Below are 17,364 nucleotides of genomic sequence, written 5' to 3' on the forward strand. Positions count from 1 at the left end.
GGTTACATTCCGAACCCGGAAGCTAAGCCTCACAGCGCCGATGGTACTGCAGGGGGGACCCTGTGGGAGAGTAGGACGCCGCCGAACAATTCTTCGAGAAAACCCCCGCCGGAAACCGGACGGGGGTTTTCCGTTTTTTATCGCCGGTTCGGGGTCGTCCGTGGCCGGATGAGAACCGTGGGCTCAAGGACCGTCGGCCGGGATCCCGGCCGACGGTCCTTGCCCGAGGCGGCCGCGCACGGGCCTCCCTCCTGGGGGACGATGCCCTCATGGACATCGAGACCGTCGCACGCACCCGCCGTTCCCTGCACGCCGTGGCGGAGCTGGTCCTGGCCGGGCCGCAGTACCGGAGCAGCGGGACGATCCGGCTGCGGGCCTGTGCGGGTGGGTTCGCCACCTCCCTCGGGGCGGAGCTGCGGGTGGTCGGCGCGGAGCTGGTCGCGCCCGGGCAGGTGCTGTCTCTCGAATGGACCACCTGTGCCGCGCTCGGGGCGGCCCTCGGGCTCACGGTCGGTGCGCCCGCCGGGCTGTACGGGGAAGGGTCGGGTCGCGCCGCCGACGACGCGGTCGAGGTGGATCCGTCCGCCGCACGCCGGCTCCTGCACTGCTTCGCGCTCGGTGATGCCGCACTGCGCGGGCTGTTCCCGGGTGCGGAACCGGTCATCTGGCCCGAGCACTTCGACATCGGGGTGACCGCCGGCGAGGTGAACTACGGCGTCTCACTCGGCGACGCGTTCCTTTCGGAGCCGTACGCGTACGTCGGCCCGCACGCCCCACGGCAGGGCGGGTTCTGGAACGCGCCGTTCGGTGCCGCCCGGGCGATCGGTGAACTCGGCGGGGTCATGGGTGTCACGGCCTTCCTGGAGGAGGGGCGCCGACTGGCCGCCGGGGGTTAGCGGGGGAGCGACGGGACGTACGGCGCCCCTCCGGGCCACTATGGGAGGGGGCCGCGGCTTCACTGGTCGGCTCGAATGAGGTGCTCGTGATGGGCATGGCACGGCGTGCGTCCTCGCGGCCCGGAGACGGGGCCGCCGAGGCCGCCGGGACGGCGGCCGGGCCCGGCCTGGAGGCGGTGGCGCAGATCCTGCGGTCGGTGCCGGAGCGCCTCGGCGCGCACAACGGCGGGGTCTACCTGCTGTCGGAGGACCGGCAGGTGCTCGAACTGGTCATGACGCTGGGGGCCGCCCGGCAGTTCACCAGACCGTGGCAGCACATCGGCATGGCCGCTCCGGTCCCGGTGGCCGACGCCGTGCGCGGCGGCCGGATCGTGTGGGTGGGCGGCGCGGAGGAGCTGGCGCGCCGGTACCCGAGGGTCGCGCTCACGATGCCGTACGCGTTCTGCCTCGCGGCCGCGCCGCTCGTCTCGCGCGGGACGGCGTGCGGGGCCCTGTTCGTCCTGTGGCCCGCCGCGCATCCCCCCGAGTTGTCGCCCAGGGAACGTGGCGGGCTCGACGCGCTGGCGGGGCGCCTGGCCGAGGTGCTGGCGGAGGCGGCCGGGAAGGGGCGGCCGGTTCGGCCGGGCCCGTGCCCCGCGGTCGCGGAGCTCGGCTCCGCCGACCCCGTCGCCGCGATGGCGGCGCGGCTTCCGGAGGGCGTCTGCGCCCTCGACCTGGACGGCCGGCTGGCCGCGGTCACACCGGCCGCCGCCGAGCTGCTCGGCGAGCCGGTCGAACGGCTGCTGGGCGCACGGCCGTGGGCGGTCCTGCCGTGGCTGCGCGATCCGGTGTACGAGTACCACTGCCAGGCGGCGGTGATGAGCGAGCAGTCCACCTCGTTCGTCGCCCTGCGGCCCCCGGACCACCGGCTGTCGTTCGAGCTCTTCCCGGACGCGTCCGGCCTCACCCTGCGGATCGCCGCCGCCGCCCGCCACGACCGGCCCGCGGGGACACCGGCCGAACGGGCGGTGCACACCCGGCCCGGGGCGCTGTACCACCTCCTCCATCTCGCCAGTGCGCTGACCGAGGCGGTCAGTGTGCAGGACGTGGTGACCATGATCGCCGAGCAGATCGTGCCGGCCTTCGGCGGCCAGGCCGTGGCGGTGCTGCTGGTCGAGGGCGGCCGGCTGCGCATCGCGGGCCACCGGGGCTATCCGCCCGGCCTGGTCGACCAGTTCGACGGCACCCCGCTGACCGAGCCCACGCCCGGTGTCCGGGCGTCCACCCACCCCGTGCCCGCGTACTTTGAGAGCCGCGCGGAGCTGGAGCGGCTCTACCCGGACCGGTTCGAGACGCAGGACGGGATGGCCGCCTGGGCCTACCTGCCGCTGGTGACCTCGCGCCGGCTGATCGGCACCTGCGTGCTGGCCTTCGCCGAGCCGCACCGCTTCGACCTGGAGGAACGGGCCGTCCTCACCTCACTCGGCGGACTGATCGCCCAGGCACTGGACCGCGCGCGGCTGTACGACACCAAGCTCGTCCTCGCCCACGGCCTCCAGGAGAGCCTGCTGCCCCGGGCGCTGCCCGCAGTGCCGGGCCTGGAGATCCGCGCCCGCTACCTGCCGTGCACCGAGGGCATGGACGTCGGCGGCGACTTCTACGACCTCATCCCGATCGGGACCGACGGCGTGGCCGTCGTCATCGGCGACGTCCAGGGCCACAACGTCAACGCCGCCGCGCTGATGGGCCAGGTCCGCACCGCCATCCGCGCCTTCGCGTCGGCCGACGCCGATCCGAGCACCGTGCTCTGCCGCACCAACCGCCTGGTGGCCGACCTGGACACGGCCCTGCTGGCCAGCTGTGCCTACCTGCGCATGGACCTCGCGCGCCGCGAGGCCCGGCTGGCCGACGCCGGCCACCCCGTGCCCCTGCTGTACCGCCCGGACGGCCGTGCGGAGGCGCTGGAGCCGGTCATCGGCGTGCTGCTGAACGTCGACCCCGCCGCCGCGTACCCGCAGATCCGCGTCGACCTGCCGGTCGGCTCCACGCTGGTCCTGTACACCGACGGCCTCGTCGACACGCCCGGGGCCGACCCGGACCGGGCGCTGGCCGACCTCACCGCCACGCTGGCCCGCTGCGGCGGCGAACCGCTCGACCGGCTGGCCGACGCGCTCATCGATCTGGCCGGGCACGGAGAGCACCGCACCGACGACGTCGCGCTGCTGCTGATCCGCTCCGTCCCCCGGTGAACCGGGGCGGGCACCCACACGGGCCCCGTGCGATGTGTCCGCTCGTGCCAGGGGCGGGATCATGGGGGTATGGCCGCAGACCCGGGACTCCCGCCTCGCCTGCCCCCGCGCCGATCGGGTGGCCGCCGGGAGCGGCGACACCCGCATCCCGTCCCGCGGGAGCCGTCGGCACGGCGCCCGCGGTCCGTGCTGGGCATCCGCAGTGTCGCCGGGCAGATGTTCACCCTGCAGGTGCTGATCGTCCTGCTGCTCGTGGTGGCGGCCGTCATCGCGCTGCTGATCGAGTCCCGCAGCGACCGGTACGACGCGGCGCGCGACCGTTCGCTCGCCGCGGCCGAGACGTTCGCCCACAGCCCCGGTCTGGTGGCGACGATCGAGGGACCCGACCCCAGCGCGGTGCTCCAGCCGCTGACCGAGGCGGCCCGCAAGGCGGCCAACGTCGACTTCATCGTGGTCACCGACCGCAACGGCATCCGCTTCACCCACCCCGAGCCGCAGCTGATCGGCAAGAAGTTCGTCGGCACCATCGGGCCGTCGCTGGAGGGCCGGGTCACCGTCGAGCAGGTGAACGGCCCGCTCGGCCGGGAGTACCAGGTCGTGGTCCCGGTCGAGGACTCCAAGGGAGCGGTCGTGGGCATCGTGTCCTCCGGGATGAAGGTCGCCAACGTGAGCAGCGCGATCGACCGTCAGCTGCCGGTCGTCCTGGGGGCCGGCGCGGTCGCGCTCGGCGTGGCCACGGCCGGTACGGCGCTGGTGGGCAGGCGTCTGCGGCGGCAGACCCACGGCCTCGGGCCGGAGGAAATGACGCGGATGTACGAGCACCACGACGCGGTGCTGCACGCGGTGCGCGAGGGCGTGGTGATCGTCGGCGGAGACGACCGGGTCCTGCTCGCCAACGACGAGGCGCGCCGGCTGCTCGACCTGCCCGCCGACGCGGAGGGGCGCGCCGTCACGGACCTCGGTCTCGCCCCCCGCGCGGCCGAACTGCTGCTCTCCGGTCGCGCCGTGACCGACGAGGTGCTCCCCGTGGGGGACCGGCTGCTGGCCGTCAACAACCGCCTCACCGACAGCGGGGGAGGCCCGTCCGGCAGCGTCACCACCCTGCGCGACTCCACCGAGCTGCGCGCCCTCGCGGGGAGGGCCGAGGTCGCCCGCGGCCGGCTCAGGCTGCTGTACGACGCGAGCGTGGCCATCGGCACGACCCTGGACGTCCGTCGTACCGCCGAGGAGCTCGCCGGGATGGCCGTCCGGGGGTTCTGCGACTTCGCCACCGTCGACCTCGCCGAGGCGGTCCTGCGCGGCGAGGAGCCGCGGAGCCTGGAGGTCGGCGCCTCGGTGGAGCTGCTGCGGGTGGCGCTCGCCGGGATCCGGGACGACTCGCCGCTGTACCCGCAGGGCGAGCTGGTCACGTGGGCCGGGACCACTCCGCACGCGGAGGGTTTCGCCAGCGGGCGCTCCGCGCTGGTCACCGAGCTGGCGGGCGACGTGGGCTGGCGCCGGCAGGACGCCGAGCGCACGCAGGCGGTGCTGGAGTTCGGCCTGGGATCGCTGATCGCCGTGCCGCTGAGGGCGCGGGGCGTGCTGATGGGCGTCGCGTGCTTCTGGCGGGGCCGGGACCGGGGGCCGTTCGAGGAGGAGGACCTCTCCCTGGCCGAGGAGCTGACCGCCCGGGCCGCCGTGTCCGTCGACAACGCCCGCCGCTTCACGCGCGAGCACGCGATGGCCGTCACCCTGCAGCACAGCCTGTTGCCGCGCGCCCTGCCCGAACAGAGCGCCGTCGACGTCGCCCACCGCTACCTGCCCGCGCAGGCGGGGGTCGGCGGCGACTGGTTCGACGTCATCCCGCTGCCGGGTGCCCGGGTCGCGCTCGTGGTCGGCGACGTGGTCGGCCACGGCCTGCACGCGGCCGCGACCATGGGCCGCCTGCGCACCGCGGTCCAGAACTTCTCCACCCTCGACCTGCCGCCGGACGAGATCCTCGGGCACCTGGACGAACTGGTCGCCCACATCGACCAGGAGACGGCCGCGGCCGACGGAGAGCACGCGATCACCGGTGCCACGTGCCTCTACGCCATCTACGACCCCACCAGCGCGACCTGCGCCCTGTCCCGGGCCGGCCACCCGCCGCCCGCCCTCGTCCACCCGGACGGCACGGTGGAGCTGCCCGTCCTGCCCGCCGGCCCGCCGCTCGGCCTGGGCGGGATGCCCTTCGAGGTCACGGAGCTGCGGCTGCCGGAGGGCGGCAGCCTGGTCCTCTACACCGACGGCCTCATCGAGGACCGCACCCGCGACGTCGGGGTCGGCCTGGACCTCCTCACCGCCACCCTCGCCCACCCCGGCCGATCGCCCCAGGAGGTCTGCGCCGCCCTGCTGGAGGCCCTGCTGCCCGCGCGCCAGACCGACGACATCGCCCTCCTCGTCGCCCGTACCCACGTGCTGGCACCCGACCGGATCGCCGGCTGGGAGGTGGCCGCGGCCCCCGAGGCGGTGGCGCAGGCCCGCGCCGAGGCCACCCGGCGGCTCGCCGGATGGGGCCTGGACGAGGCCGTCTTCGCCACCGAACTGGTGCTGAGCGAGCTGGTGACCAACGCCATCCGCCACGCGACCGGACCGATCCGGGTGCGGCTGCTGTACGACCGGACGCTGATCTGCGAGGTCTCCGACACCAGCAGCACCTCCCCGCACCTGCGCTACGCCGCCGACGAGGACGAGGGCGGCCGAGGCCTGTTCCTCGTCGCCCAGCTCGCGGACCGCTGGGGCGTCCGCTACACCCCCGAGGGCAAGATCATCTGGGCCGAGCAGTTCCTGCAATCGGACCTTCAGGGAATGGAAAAGGCCTGGTGAAGTTCCTGCCCGTGCCGTGGCGGAAGCCCGGCCCGCCGTCGCCCCCGTGCGAGGGCCGGCCGGGGGATCCGTTTACCAGAACTGCTGGTTGGTCCATCCGTTGCAGTCCCACAGCTGGACCTTCATCCCGTTGTGGTAGCCGCCCGAGATGTCCGCGTCCAGGCATTTGTTGTTGTAGGCGCTCTTGATGGTGTAGCCGTCGATGTTCCAGGTCTGGTTCGAGGCGTTCCAGGTGCCGCAGGGCTCCAGGACCACGGGCATCCCGTTGTAGCTGCCGTGGCTGGTGTCGGCGGTCATGCAGAAGTTGTTGTAGGCGCTGAAGATGTGGTCGTCCCGGAGGGTGTACCAGAACTGGTTCCGCCATCCGTTGCAGTCCCACAGCTGGACCTTCATGCCCGGGACGCTGCCGTGGGCGACGTCCCCGTCGACGCACTTGCCGTTGACGTAGAAGGGGGCGTGGTCCTTGTCCTCCTTCATCTGCTGGATCCAGTTCGAGAACGCGGCCACCCGCGTGTACGTACCGGGGTACCCCGCCTGGTCGCAGCCGTTGTTGCCGCCGCCGGAGATGATCCCGATCACCCAGCCGTTGCGGATCAGCGGGCCGCCGCTGTCACCGTTGCACGCGTCGTGCTTGGCGTCGCCGGCGCAGATCATCTGACCCACCCGGAACTTGTCGGTGCCATAGGGGCCCGTGCACTTCGAGTCCGGCAGGATCGGCACCATCGACGAGCGGAGCCGCTCCTTGAAGTCTCCGTGGGAGTCGACGTTCTCCAGCGACCAGCCGAGGATCAGGCCCTGCCCGCTGAGGGTCTCGTCGGCCGGGATGTGGGCGAACTGGATCGTCGGCACCCCGACCATCGGCTGGTTGAGGGTCACCACCGCGACATCGCCCTGGTGGATGTCGTACTTCTTCCAGTCGCCGGTCTCCTGGTCCGGGAAGAACTGGGGGCTGATGTCGATCCGGCCGATCGTGTAGTTGGTGCCGCCCTCAAGGATGGTCGTCTGCCCCTGCACGACGACCGCGTGGTCCAGCTTGCTCTGGTACTCCCGGCCGCAGTGCCCGGCCGTCAGGACCTTGGTCGGCGCGATCAGCACGCCGCCGCAGCTGTAGCTGAAGAGGGAGTACTTGCTGGTGTCCCGGAAGTGGACCATCCACGGGTACTGCCCCGTCGAGGCCGGGCCGCCGCCGGTGACGGCCGACGCGGGGGTCGCGATCCCGGCGAAGGCCAGTGCCAGCGCCATCGAGACGGCGACCACCACGGCCCGAAGTGCCCTCCGCGCGAGGGATTCCACCGCTTTCGACCTGGTGATCACCGGCAGTACCCCCCGGAGTACTCGGAGGCCGGGAAGACCGGGACCAGCGACTTGACCTTCACGCACTTGTGGTCGCTGTTGGCGTTCCACGCCACCCGGGAGATGTTCCCGGCGACCAGGGCGCCGATCATGTTGAACGGCGGCGGGGCGAAGGCGAACATCGCGGCGGTGAAGCCCGCGTCGGAGGCCATGTGCGACGTCTCGCCGCGGTTGAAGTACACCGTGCCGGTGAGCCAGCCCCACGTGTAGTGCGGGTCGGCCACGACGGGGAAGGCGGCGCCACGGGTGTCGACGTGCTGGGTGAGCGTGTCGCCGTCGACCGTGTAACTGGTGGGCAGCGCACGCCCGTTGGCGTCGTACGCCCACGGCGCGCTGATCCGGCCGTCGGCCTTGCCGGTCGCGCGGTCCACCAGCAGGACGCCGCCGAGCGGGTCGGTGACCAGCCGGCCGTCGAAGCCGCTGACGGTGAAGGCCACGTCGGTGGCGGCGCGCGCGGTGCGGAGCACGAAGACGTGCGAGACCGCGTCGGTGTCCGCGATGACGGCGCTGTCCGTGTCCGGCAGCGCGTCGGGTGACACCGTCACCTGCGATCCGGCCGGCGACGCCGCGCCCTTGGCGCCCTTGAGCGCGATCCGGGCGGGCGCGTCCTGGTGCCCGGCCGTCGCCGCGGCCCTGGCCGACGCGTGCCCGGTGGCGGGCAACAGGCCCGGGACCCGGCCGAGTTCGGTGAGCACCCGCTGGTGCGAGGCCGGCGTCGCCGCGTCGGCCGGCTGGGCCAGCGCTCCGCCCGCCAGCCCCACCATGCCGGCGATCCCCGCCGCCAGCACGGACTTGATGCGTATCACGATTCCCCCTGATTCTCGGTGTGCGGTGGTGTCTCGGTGCGAGGTGATGCCCCGGGCGCCTCGGGTCGTTCGGGTGCCGCTGGTACCGCGGGTCTCTCAGGTGCTTCGGGTACCTCCGGGTACCGGCGTCCGGGCGGACACGAGTCTTGGGCCGGCCGGCCCGGCGGTCCATGGCGCGGCCCCTGCGTTCGCCTGGCGTTCCGGCCCACGCCCTGGCATGTGGCATGCCATAGTTGGCACGGCATCTCGGGGGCGATGGGGGTCATCGTGCGTTTTGGGGAGATGGTGCGCGAGCACCGGCTGCGCCGCGGGTGGACCCAGGAGGGCCTCGCCGAACGGTCGGGCGTCTCCACGCACGCGATCAGCATGCTGGAGGCGGGCCGGCGCAACCCCCGGCTCAAGTCGGTAGCCGCTCTCGCCGACGCGCTGGGCCTCGGCGACGGCGACCGGGCCGAGCTGATCGCCGCGGCCCGGGAGGAGCCGGACGACAACCGCAGGAGCACGGGTGCGAGCGCCGGCGCCGCCGTACCCCCACGCGCCGGACCGTCCGCCTCCGCCCGGCCGCCCGCACAACTCCCCGCGGACCTGCCGGACTTCACCAGCCGTGCGGGATCGCTGGAGGCGGTCCGACGCTCGCTCGGCCGCGACGGCGCCGTCGGGCGGACACCGGTGCTCGTGGTGACCGGCCCCGGCGGGATCGGCAAGACCAGCCTGGCGGTGCACGCCGCACACGCGATGCGCGACCGGTACCCCGACGGCCAGTTGTTCGCCGACGTGCGCGGCGCCGGCCCGGCGCCGCCGCCGGCCGCCGAGGTGGCCGCCCGCCTCCTGCGGGCGCTCGGCGTCAGCCCCACCGACGTCCCCGCGACCCTCGACGAGCGGGCCGCCCTGTACCGGAGCCTGCTGACCGACCGACGGGTCCTGATCGTGCTCGACGACGTGCTGGACGGCGCCCAGATCCGGCCGGTGCTGCCGGCCAGCAGCGGGTGCGCGGTGCTGCTCACCAGCCGCAGCCGGCTGCCGGAGCTCGACTGCGTGGAGCGGATCGAGCTCGCCGCGTTCACCGACGCCGAGGCCAGGGACCTGCTCGGCCGGATCGCCGGACCGGCGGTGCTGTCCTCGGAGCCGGCTGCGACCACCGAGCTGCTGGCCCACTGCGCCGGCCTGCCGCTCGCGTTGCGGATCACCGGCAGCCGGCTGGTCACCGAGCCCGGCCGGTCGGTGCGGATGCTCACCGAGCGGCTCGCCGACGCGCGCGGCCGGCTGGACGAGCTCCAGGTCGGCGACCGCGCGGTGCGGGTCAGTTTCGAGGCCAGTTACGCCCACCTCACCCGCGACCAGGCCGGCGCCTTCCGGCTGCTGGCCCTGGTGCCCGGCCGGTCGGTCGGGATACCGGCCGCCGCCTCGCTGCTGGACCGCGACCCGGCGCGGACCGAGCGGCTCCTGGCCGAGCTGACCGCCCACCACCTGCTCCAGGCGCCAGAGCCCGGCCGCTACGGCTTCCACGACCTGATCCGGCTCTACGCCCAGGAGCGCGCCCGCTCCGAGGACGCCCCGGACGAGCGGCTCGCCGCCGAACGGCGCCTCACCCTGTGGTACCTGCACGCCTCCCGGCGGGCCGGAACGCTCCTCGTGCCGCACGCCCGCCTCGCCCCCGCCGCACCGCCGCCGGCCGGACTGCCGCTGCCCGAGTTCGCCGGCGCCGAGGCGGCCATGGCCTGGTACGAGACGGAGCGCGCGAACCTCGTCGACCTCGTGCGGCACGCCGCGGGCCGGGACCGGGACCCGCTGTGCTGGCAGCTCGCCCACAGCCTGTGGCCCTTCTTCACGCTGCGCAAGTACTGGGGGGACTGGACCGCGGCCACCGAGCTCGGCCTCGACCACGCCGGTCGCTCGGCGGACCGGACCGGCGAGGCCCTGATGCTCGTCCAGGCGGGCACCCTGGCCCACGCCCGCGGCGACTACCCCGAAGCGATCACCCGCTACCGGCGGGCCGGACTCCTCCTCGGCGACAGCGATCCGGCGGTCACCGCCATGATCGAGGCCAACCTGGGCGTCAGCCACCGCCAGCTCCAGGACTTCGAGACCGCCATCGGCCACCTCACCCGGGCCGCCGACGCCTTCCGCACGGTCGGTGACCGCTACGGCGAGGCCGTCTGCCTCCTCAACCTGATTCCCGCCTACCGGGTGCTCGGCCGGTACGACCCCGCGCTCGTCAACTGCCGCCTGGCCCTGACCGCGTTCCAGGCACTCGGCTCCCGGTACGGCGAGGGCCACGCCCTGCACGTCACCGCCCAAGTGCTGCAGGACACCGGTGACTTCGAGCAGGCCCTGGACCTGGCCGCGCAGGCCGTGGCGATCCGCGAGGACATCGGCGACCGCGACGGCACGGCGTCCGCCCTCGAACAGCTCGGCATCATCCGGCAGCGGCTCGGCCACCCCGAGGCCGCCGCCGAATCCTGGCGCCGCAGCCTCGCCCTCTACGAGGAGCTCGGTTCCCCGAAGGCCGAGAACGTCCGGCGGCGGCTCACGCCGGACGGCTCCTCGGGGAGCCCGTCGAGTCAGGGGGTGGCTCGTCCCGATCGTGCCGCCGCCGATCGGCCGAGTCGGCGGACGACCGGGGCGGACCGTCCGGAAGGACGCCAGGACGGTCCGCCCCGGGGCTAGCCTGCCGCCGTCGTCTGGCGGTCGACGGGGGCCGAACCGCCGTGGCCCTCGGGGAGGGCCTGGAGGATCGCCTCCACGCTCTGCCTGGCGTCGCCGAAGAGCATGCCGGTGTTCTCGCGGAAGAAGAGCGGGTTCTGCACGCCCGCGTAGCCGGAGGCCATCGAGCGCTTGAAGACGATCACCTGCTCCGCCTCCCACACCCGCAGGACCGGCATGCCGGCGATGGGGCTGGCCGGGTCCTCGGTGGCGGCGGGGTTGACGGTGTCGTTGGCGCCGATGACGAGGACGACCGAGGTCGCGGCGAAATCGTCGTTGATCTCGTCCATCTCCAGGACGATGTCGTACGGCACCTTCGCCTCGGCGAGCAGGACGTTCATGTGCCCGGGCAGGCGCCCGGCCACGGGGTGCACGCCGAACCGGACCTCGATGCCGCGCTCGCGCAGCCGGCGCGTCAACTCCGCCACCGGGTGCTGGGCCTGGGCCACCGCCATGCCGTAGCCGGGGGTGATGACCACGGACCGGGCCGCGGCGAGCAGCCCGGCGGCCTCCTCGGCGCGGATCTCGCGGTGCTCGCCCTGCTCCTCGCCCCCGCCCGACGGGGCCTCGATGCCGAAGCCGCCGGCGATGACCGACAGGAACGAGCGGTTCATGGCCTTGCACATGATGAACGAGAGGTAGGCACCGGAGGACCCGACCAGTGCCCCGGTGACGATCAGCAGGTTGTTGTCGAGCAGGAACCCGGCGGCGGCCGCGGCCCAGCCCGAGTAGCTGTTCAGCATGGAGACGACGACGGGCATGTCGCCGCCGCCGATCGAGGCGACCAGGTGCCAGCCCAGCGCGAGCGCCAGGACGGTGACGGCGATCATCAGACCGGGGTGCGGGCTGATGGCGAACCGGACCGTCAGCGCCGCGAACGCGGCCAGCGCGCCCAGGTTGAGGGCGTTCTTGCCGGGCAGCGTCAGCGGGCGCGAGGCGATCCGGCCGGACAGCTTCAGGAAGGCCACGATCGAGCCGGTGAAGGTGACCGCGCCGATGAAGACGCCGATGAAGACCTCGGCGTGGTGGATGCCCAGCAGCTCGCCGGGGACCCGGGTCTGTGCGGACCCGTGGGCCTCGACCTCCAGGTAGCTGTTCCAGCCGACCAGGACGGCGGCGAGGCCGACGAAACTGTGCAGGACGGCGATGAGTTCGGGCATCTGGGTCATCTCGACCCGCCGCGCCCGCCACAGGCCCGCCGCCCCGCCGAGCGCCGTCGCGAGGACGATCAGGGCGAGCGCGCCGGCGGTGATGCTCCGCGCCGCCACCACCGCGGTGGCGACCAGGGCGAGGGCCATGCCGGCGATGCCGTAGACGACGCCGGCGCGCGAGGTCCGGTGCTGCGACAGCCCGGCCAGGCTGAGGATGAACAGTAGCGCGGCGACCAGGTCCGCGGCGTGGGAGGCCGTCGTGGAAGTCATCGGGCTCAGCGCCTTTCGGAGGAGGTCGGGGCGGCCGAGGCCGGGGAGGCCGAGAACATCGACAGCATGCGGCGGGTGACGGCGAAGCCGCCGAAGACGTTGACGCTCGTCAGCAGGACTGCCACGAAGGACAGCGCCGTCACGGCGCGGCTCTCGTGCCCGATCTGCAACAGGGCGCCGATCACGACGATCCCGGAGATCGCGTTCGTCACCGACATCAGCGGGGTGTGCAGGGCGTGGTGGACCTTGCCGATGACGTAGTAGCCGATGACCACCGCGAGTGCGAACACCGTGAAGTTCTGCGCCAGTTGGGCGGGAGCGAGGGCGATCAGCAGGAACGTCGAAAGCATCCCGAGGCCGATCAGGCCGAAGCGCAGCGGTGGGGTGAGCCGGGGCTGCTTCGGCGCCACGTGAGTGGTGGCGGACGCGGAAGGCGTGGCGGGGGCGGCCGACACGGCCACGGGCGGCGGTGGCCAGGTGATCTCGCCCGCCCGGACGACCGTCACCGCCCGCTGCACGACGTCGTCGAAGTCGACGACCAGCCGCCCGTCCCTGCCCGGAGTCAGCAGCTTCAGCAGGTTCACGAGGTTGGTGCCGAACAACTGCGAGGCCTGGGCGGGAAGCCGGGACGCGAGGTCGGTGTAGCCGATGATGGTGACGCCGTTGTCGGTGACCACCGCGCGGCCCGGCACGGTGCCCTCGACGTTGCCGCCCTGCGCGGCGGCCATGTCGACGATGACGCTGCCCGGCCTCATCGCCGCCACGTCCGCGGCCGCGACCAGCCGCGGGGCGGGCCGGCCGGGGATCAGCGCGGTCGTGACGATGATGTCCACGTCCTTGGCCTGCTCGTGGTACAGCGCGGCGGCGGCGCGGTCGTACTCGGTCGAGGTCGCCTTGGCGTAGCCGTCGGTGCTCGCCTCCTGGACAACCTCCACGGCCAGGTACTCGCCGCCCAACGACCGTACCTGGTCGGCGACTTCGGGCCGAGGGTCGGTCGCCCGGACGATCGCGCCCAGGCTGGAGGCCGCGCCGATCGCGGCGAGCCCGGCCACGCCGGCGCCCGCCACCAGGACCTTGGCCGGCGGTACCTTGCCCGCGGCGGTGACCTGCCCGGTGAAGAACCGCCCGAACACGTGGGCCGCCTCGATCACCGCCCGGTACCCGGCGATGTTCGCCATCGAGCTGAGCACGTCCATCGACTGAGCCCGCGAGATCCGCGGGACGGCGTCCAGCGCGAGCGCGGTGACGCCGCGCGCGGACAGCGCCTTCAGCAGGTCGGGGCGCTGGGCCGGTGCGATCAGGCCGACGAGGGTCGCGTCGTCGCGCAGCCGGGCGGTCTCGTCGCCCGACGGGGCGTTGACCTTCAGGACCACCTCCGCCGCCCAGGCGTCGCCGATGCGCGCGCCGGCCTCGACGTAGGCCGCGTCGGTGAAGCCGGAGGCGGCGCCGGCCCCCGGCTCGACGACGACCTCGTAGCCGAGGCCGAGCAGCTGCCGCACCGTCGCGGGCGTCGCCGCGACGCGGGTCTCCCCGCCGGTCGACTCGGCGACCACGCCGATGCGTTGCGGTGGTTGTTGGGCCGGTACCTGTGCAGACATGTCTGGTACCTCTCTTCGTCGGAGGCGCTGCTGACCGGGGCAACGGCGATCGGGGGAGTCCCGCCCGCCGGTCGCAGGAACGTACACCTACCCAGCCCGCGAGCCGATGGAGCGAACCAGTGACGAGCCTCACTGTGTCAGTGATCTTCGGCCGGCTCCCGCACGTGTACCGAGGCACCGTCCTCGGCGACCACCGACCCGAACCGCCGGGGCGGGGGCGCAGGGAACCGGACCTCACCGCTCCCGTCGAGGGCCACCACCTCCGTTGACGTGTCGTCGGTGAACCGGGGGCGGAGTGCGGGCCGTTCCAGTTGGGGAGAGTCCGGTGCACCGCCGTCCACCCGGCCCGCCGCCACGGGCCGCCGACGGCCGGCGGACTCGCCGCCCCGCGCTCCCGCGATTCTCCCCCTGGTGGGAGCGCGGGGCGGCACTCGTGACCCATGAAACCCTCCGAGGAGACGCACAGATGAAGCACGTACGCCGCGCGGCCGCGGTCACCGGTGGCGCGGTCGCCGTCCTGGCACTGGCCGGCACCGGCTCCGCCTACGCGTGGAAGCCGAGCGACGCCACCCTGACCGCCGGCCTCGTCGTGGCCGCGCGCAAGGTCGCCGCCCGCCGGAAGGCCTGACGGCGGGATGTTCGTCGACGGACCCTGGCGGATCACGGTGGTCGGCAAGGACGCCGACTTCGACCAGCGGGCCGTGGTCCGCACCCCGTACGGCACCCTCGTGCTGGCGGGCCTCGTGGGGGAGTCCCTCGTGGTCAACGCCGACACGTGGGAGCTGAGCCTGGAACACCTGTGGCCCGGGCGCGGATGGCGCCCGGACGTCCAGGTCGTGCCCGGGCCCGTGACCACCACGGCCGGTCGGCGCAGCCGCGAGGTCCGGGCGACGGACTGCCACTGGCCGGGCCACCCTCGGCCGGGCGTGCCGCGGAACCTCGTGCTGCGCCTGGACGCGCTCGGCTCCGAGCCGGAGGACGGGCGGACGACGGCGGAGGCGATCGGCCCGGCTCCGGCGCCGTTGATCCGGACCAGCTCCGGCCCGGTGCCCGGCGTTCCCGGTGACCGGCCCGACGACCGGCCCGACGACCCCGGACTCCCCGCCGACGACGAAGCCCTCGCCGAGCGGCCCGGCCACCGCGACGGCCACGGCTCCCGCCGGCGCCCGGCCGACGGCGGACCCGGCGCAGGGTCAGCCGACGCCCACGCGCTCCACGGCGACGGCCACCACGACCGCCACCAGCACGGCGGTGGCCGCAGCCCCGGCGGCCACCGCCGACGGGGACACCCGCAACGGCCGGCCCCTGGCGTCCACCGGTGGCGGTGACGCGGCCAGCGTGCTCGTCGAGGGCGCGGGAGTCCTCCTCCTGCTCGGCGGCGGCTTCGGCATGGTCGGTACGCGCCGCCGCCGGGAGGCCGAGCGGGCCGCCCGGTAGCAGCCCGCGGACGCGCGAGCGGTCGGCCGTCCGCCGAACGCGGGCGGCCGGCCGTCGAAAAGCGTTCGGCAATCCCGTTCAACCGCCCGGTAAGGTGCCGTCGTGGACATGGAACGGGCCTGGCAGGCAGCCGAGTTGCGATGGCAGTGCGGTACCCTCGCCGGATTCGTCGCGGCCTGCACCGACGTCGAGGGGCGTGCCCGCGAAGCGGCGGAGCCGGCCCGGAAGGCGTTCGCCACCGACCCCGGGGACGTGGAGGGGCTCCAGGAGATCCACAGCGTGCTCACCCGGTGGGCCGAGGAGTTGGAGGACCACCCGCACCGTCCTGCCGCCCGGCGGCCCGACGAGACGGACCGCCGCGTCCGCGATCATCTCAAGGACGTGCTGCGCACGCACCTGCCCGCCGCCACCCGCGACCGCTCGGCGGCCGTCCAGCTGGCCCTGGACGTCGACTTCGACGTGCTGCGTCGGCTGCGGACGCTGTCCTGCGAGGAACGCGAGGACGTTTTCTACGTCTACGGCCGCGCCACGGCGGCCCTCGACCTCGGCCACGTCGAGGAGGCCGAGCACGCGGCGAAGCGCCTCGACGACCTGAGGCGGCAGCACACCGGATAGCCCTGGTTCTCGCAGGCGGGGAGCGGCATCCGATTCGGGCGAAAATCACTGGGATTATGCGGACTTGACTGCGAGTCGAATCCTTGCGTGCGAGGTGGAAAGGGCTTTGACGGGCGACTCGTGCGGCGGTTATCGTCCGGTTGATCATTTCTTTGCCAGCTTGGGGGGTTGGCTTCTCCCAGGCATGTCCTTCCGGGAGCTGATGGTGCAGGTGGCGGCTGCGGCCGCGGTGGCCGCACCGGGGACACCAGCCACCAGCTTCGGCATCAGCACGAATGACTGACGCCCTGTCACTCCGCTCGTTCCGGCGGAGCGGCAGGGCTGTGGCGTGTCATGGCGCTCGTTGCTGCGGCGCGTCGTTCTTGAACCATTTCCGGGGCCGCCGGCGCGGATGCCGGTGGCCGAACGGCACTTCGGTGCCCGAAGCAGATGGGATTGCGGATTTCGATGAGACTGTCTCTGACATCACGGGGGCGGCCGCGGTTCGCGGCCGGACTCGTGGTCGCCGGCCTGCTGACCGGGCTGCTCGCGATACCGGCGGCGGCGGACACGACGCCGGCGACCGCGGCGAACCCGGACCGGGTGAAGGCGGTCGCCGCGTGGCAGGCCGGCGGCCCGGCCGTGCGGCAGGCCGCCGAGAGCGCGTTGACCGGCAGCGGCGACGACCTGGCGGCCTTCCTGGCCAAGGGCCAGGCCGCGGCCGCCGACCAGGACCTGCGGGCCAGGATCGAGGAGCTGATCGCGACCTCCGGTCCCGGAGTGCGCGCGGCCGGCACGGCCGCGCTCGCCGGATCCCCGGCCGATCTGCAGAAGTTCCTGGACACGGGTGCCAAGAAGGCGTACGAGGACGACCAGCGGGTGCGGGTCTCCCAGCTGATGTCAACCGGCGGGCCGGGCGTGAGGGCCGCCGCCGCCAAGGCCATGGACGGCAGCCTGGACGACGTCAACCAGTTCCTGAACGTCGGCCAGTTCAAGGCGAGGGACGACGACGACCGCGTCCACCTCTCCCAGCTGATGGCCTCGGGCGGGCCGGAGGTGAAGAAGGCCGCGAACACGGCGCTGAACGGCTCGATGGACGACGTCCAGCAGTTCCTCCAATACGGCTACCAGACCGCCGCCGCCCACGACCAGGAGACGCTGACGGTCGCCCAGCTGGCCGACCTCACCAAGACCGCCTCCGACCAGGCCGGGCAGCAGGCCGAGACCGCCAAGGACGCGGCGGGCAAGGCACTGGACGCCACCAAGCTGGCGAAGGACGCGGCCGAGCGCGCCGCGGCCGAGACCAAGGCCGCCCAGAGCTCCGCCGGGGACGCCTCCAACGCCGCCGGACGCGCGGCGGACGCCGCCACCCGCGCCGCGAACGCCGCCCAGACCGCCTCCACGGCGGCGAAGGCCGCGAACGAGGCGGCCCGGCAGGCCGCCAACGCCGCCGCCAACGCCGCCTCCGCGGCGACCAAGGCCGG

General features: G+C 73.7%; 13 protein-coding genes and 1 rRNA gene. 10 read left to right on the plus strand and 4 right to left on the minus strand.

Annotation, left to right across the window (positions count from 1 at the left end; translation table 11 throughout):
* The 4 genes from rrf to ACWCXH_RS37995 form a co-directional block, all read left to right on the plus strand.
* Positions 1 to 87 (plus strand): 5S ribosomal RNA (gene rrf / locus ACWCXH_RS37980); the annotation flags it as partial.
* 182 nt (positions 88 to 269) lie between these two features.
* The gene (locus ACWCXH_RS37985; RefSeq protein ID WP_449806070.1) at positions 270 to 896 is read left to right on the plus strand and encodes a hypothetical protein; all 627 of its coding nucleotides are present in this window, start codon (positions 270 to 272) and stop codon (positions 894 to 896) included.
* Positions 897 to 985: 89 nt separating this feature from the next.
* Positions 986 to 3,124, plus strand: a complete 2,139-nt coding sequence (locus ACWCXH_RS37990) for a SpoIIE family protein phosphatase (RefSeq protein ID WP_449806071.1) — start codon at positions 986 to 988, stop codon at positions 3,122 to 3,124.
* 216 nt (positions 3,125 to 3,340) lie between these two features.
* Complete coding sequence (locus tag ACWCXH_RS37995) at positions 3,341 to 5,968, plus strand: SpoIIE family protein phosphatase (protein ID WP_449806072.1); 2,628 nt, start codon at positions 3,341 to 3,343, stop codon at positions 5,966 to 5,968.
* 72 nt (positions 5,969 to 6,040) lie between these two features.
* Here the strand turns inward: ACWCXH_RS37995 and ACWCXH_RS38000 are convergent, their stop codons facing one another.
* Positions 6,041 to 7,228 carry a trypsin-like serine protease gene (locus ACWCXH_RS38000; protein WP_449806073.1) on the minus strand — a complete coding sequence of 396 codons (1,188 nt, stop codon included), beginning with the start codon at positions 7,226 to 7,228 and terminating at the stop codon, positions 6,041 to 6,043.
* Between the two features lie 50 nt (positions 7,229 to 7,278).
* Positions 7,279 to 8,127: a hypothetical protein gene (locus ACWCXH_RS38005; protein ID WP_449806074.1), complete on the minus strand. Its 849-nt coding sequence runs from the start codon at positions 8,125 to 8,127 to the stop codon at positions 7,279 to 7,281.
* A gap of 267 nt (positions 8,128 to 8,394) precedes the next feature.
* Between ACWCXH_RS38005 and ACWCXH_RS38010 the strand changes: the two genes are divergently transcribed.
* Positions 8,395 to 10,794 carry an ATP-binding protein gene (locus tag ACWCXH_RS38010; protein ID WP_449806075.1) on the plus strand — a complete coding sequence of 800 codons (2,400 nt, stop codon included), beginning with the start codon at positions 8,395 to 8,397 and terminating at the stop codon, positions 10,792 to 10,794.
* Here ACWCXH_RS38010 and pntB read toward each other — a convergent pair.
* Positions 10,791 to 12,251, minus strand: a complete 1,461-nt coding sequence (gene pntB, locus ACWCXH_RS38015; RefSeq protein WP_449806076.1) for a Re/Si-specific NAD(P)(+) transhydrogenase subunit beta — start codon at positions 12,249 to 12,251, stop codon at positions 10,791 to 10,793. The two genes, ACWCXH_RS38010 and pntB, sit on opposite strands and share 4 nt — an antisense overlap.
* 5 nt (positions 12,252 to 12,256) lie before the next feature.
* Positions 12,257 to 13,849: a Re/Si-specific NAD(P)(+) transhydrogenase subunit alpha gene (locus ACWCXH_RS38020; protein ID WP_449806077.1), complete on the minus strand. Its 1,593-nt coding sequence runs from the start codon at positions 13,847 to 13,849 to the stop codon at positions 12,257 to 12,259.
* A 466-nt stretch (positions 13,850 to 14,315) separates the two neighbouring features.
* Here ACWCXH_RS38020 and ACWCXH_RS38025 point away from each other — a divergent pair, with 466 nt between their 5' ends.
* From ACWCXH_RS38025 to ACWCXH_RS38045, 5 genes are all read left to right on the plus strand, one after another.
* Positions 14,316 to 14,477: a hypothetical protein gene (locus ACWCXH_RS38025; protein ID WP_449806078.1), complete on the plus strand. Its 162-nt coding sequence runs from the start codon at positions 14,316 to 14,318 to the stop codon at positions 14,475 to 14,477.
* A gap of 7 nt (positions 14,478 to 14,484) precedes the next feature.
* Complete coding sequence (locus tag ACWCXH_RS38030) at positions 14,485 to 15,177, plus strand: hypothetical protein (protein WP_449806079.1); 693 nt, start codon at positions 14,485 to 14,487, stop codon at positions 15,175 to 15,177.
* Between the two features lie 10 nt (positions 15,178 to 15,187).
* Complete coding sequence (locus tag ACWCXH_RS38035; RefSeq protein WP_449806080.1) at positions 15,188 to 15,286, plus strand: PEP-CTERM sorting domain-containing protein; 99 nt, start codon at positions 15,188 to 15,190, stop codon at positions 15,284 to 15,286.
* Positions 15,287 to 15,388: 102 nt separating this feature from the next.
* Complete coding sequence (locus ACWCXH_RS38040; protein ID WP_449806081.1) at positions 15,389 to 15,901, plus strand: hypothetical protein; 513 nt, start codon at positions 15,389 to 15,391, stop codon at positions 15,899 to 15,901.
* A gap of 447 nt (positions 15,902 to 16,348) precedes the next feature.
* A partial coding sequence (locus ACWCXH_RS38045) for an ALF repeat-containing protein (protein WP_449806082.1) occupies positions 16,349 to 17,364 on the plus strand: 1,016 nt, incomplete at its 3' end.

Source organism: Kitasatospora sp. NPDC001660 (genome assembly GCF_053596725.1).

What these genes read in the sequence shown, in the direction of transcription:
- ACWCXH_RS37995 (WP_449806072.1), top strand. Translation starts at nt 3,341, where the DNA reads ATGTTCACCCTGCAGGTGCTGATCGTCCTGCTGCTCGTGGTGGCGGCC.
- ACWCXH_RS37990 (WP_449806071.1), top strand. Translation starts at nt 986, where the DNA reads ATGGGCATGGCACGGCGTGCGTCCTCGCGGCCCGGAGACGGGGCCGCC.
- ACWCXH_RS38020 (WP_449806077.1), bottom strand. Translation starts at nt 13,849, where the DNA reads ATGTCTGCACAGGTACCGGCCCAACAACCACCGCAACGCATCGGCGTG.
- ACWCXH_RS38030 (WP_449806079.1), top strand. Translation starts at nt 14,485, where the DNA reads ATGTTCGTCGACGGACCCTGGCGGATCACGGTGGTCGGCAAGGACGCC.
- ACWCXH_RS37985 (WP_449806070.1), top strand. Translation starts at nt 270, where the DNA reads ATGGACATCGAGACCGTCGCACGCACCCGCCGTTCCCTGCACGCCGTG.
- ACWCXH_RS38025 (WP_449806078.1), top strand. Translation starts at nt 14,316, where the DNA reads ATGAAGCACGTACGCCGCGCGGCCGCGGTCACCGGTGGCGCGGTCGCC.
- pntB (WP_449806076.1), bottom strand. Translation starts at nt 12,251, where the DNA reads ATGACTTCCACGACGGCCTCCCACGCCGCGGACCTGGTCGCCGCGCTA.